Raw genomic sequence first — 1,077 nt, forward strand, 5'->3', positions numbered from 1 at the left:
TGCACGTTTACCCCGCGCGATTTGAATGCCCACAAGGGCGCCCTATCTGCAACACGATCTAGTGTCTTATAACTCTACCGATACGAGACACGTGAGGATGCGAGACGAATCAGGTAGCCGCTCGTCGTGTGACAGGCGATCCCTTAGGTCTCATATCCCATGGCTTATGAAGCAGATGCGTTACGAGACACATCTCTCCTGGGTTTCGGGCGGTCCATTCAGGGTTCCTTGCTAATCCTTAGCGGACGTGATGCACTCAGTAGACATTGATGATCGGGGGACATAGATGTCCGACGCCATTCTCATCGCCGCCATCGGCCTAGCCTTCGCGTTGGTGATTCTGATCCGAGGGCTTCGCCGTCGGCGCCTGCGCGAAGCAGCCGCCCCGGTCGGAGCCGCCGCAAGTGTTCTCCGAGACGTGTATTCAGGTAACGGAACTCAGGCGCGGGCCGCCGCGGAATTCGACCCGGCACCGACAACATCGATGACTCTCGACGGGGAGGATCCTCTCCAAGCTCATGGATTGAAGCTCTCCGACGAGGCATCCCGCGACTGAACTGCAGTTTGTAGCCGTCAATCGGTGGCCGAACGCTACATCTCGTTAGGGTTCCGGCCTACCAGCCGGATTAGCCCAGTGCCCGGTGGGACCTGCACCTCGACATAAACCACGAAGGTACGGCCTGACGCATTATTTTCAGCCCATCCCACGACTGTGTGGACGGAATCAACATCGGTGAGCTGCCACTCGTCCGATGCACCGTTCTCGTCGTGGAAGTACACACGGTAGGTTGGCTGGTCCTGTTCCCAGTTCGTATCCCGTGGATCAATACCCACCGCAACGACGCTCATGCGGTCAGGCTACCTCGGACCGCCACTAGCGCCTGTCCTACTCGCCCCAGACGTCCTGTGTCCTCGGCGCTTTGTAACGGCGGTCTGTGATCAATATTTGGCGGACTAGCTTTGTGGCTGGCCCTGTCTCGGAGGGGTAATCAGCGTCTTGTATCCCATGGCTTATGAGACATGTCGGTTGGGAGACACTGCACTTCATGTGCGGCGCGTGCGACTTCGGCAGCAATC

At 58.2% G+C, this 1,077-nt stretch carries 2 protein-coding genes; one reads left to right on the forward strand and one right to left on the reverse strand.

The genetic code is table 11. The annotated features are described in order from the left end of the window. Positions 1–286 precede the first annotated feature (286 nt). Positions 287–556 (forward strand): hypothetical protein, encoded by a 270-nt coding sequence (locus K2F54_RS18870; RefSeq protein ID WP_220607394.1) that lies wholly within the window; start codon positions 287–289, stop codon positions 554–556. 35 nt (positions 557–591) lie between these two features. On the opposite strand, the gene K2F54_RS18875 is transcribed toward K2F54_RS18870, so the two are convergent. After that, positions 592–849, reverse strand: coding sequence for a hypothetical protein (locus K2F54_RS18875; protein WP_220607395.1), 258 nt, complete (start codon positions 847–849; stop codon positions 592–594). Between the last annotated feature and the right edge of the window lie 228 nt (positions 850–1,077).

The sequence above is a fragment of the Cryobacterium inferilacus genome (assembly GCF_019599185.1).
Taxonomy (GTDB): domain Bacteria; phylum Actinomycetota; class Actinomycetes; order Actinomycetales; family Microbacteriaceae; genus Cryobacterium; species Cryobacterium inferilacus.

Bases quoted from the DNA above. Each gene is read 5' to 3' on its own strand.
- K2F54_RS18875 (WP_220607395.1), bottom strand. From the start codon at position 849: ATGAGCGTCGTTGCGGTGGGTATTGATCCACGGGATACGAACTGGGAA.
- K2F54_RS18870 (WP_220607394.1), top strand. From the start codon at position 287: ATGTCCGACGCCATTCTCATCGCCGCCATCGGCCTAGCCTTCGCGTTG.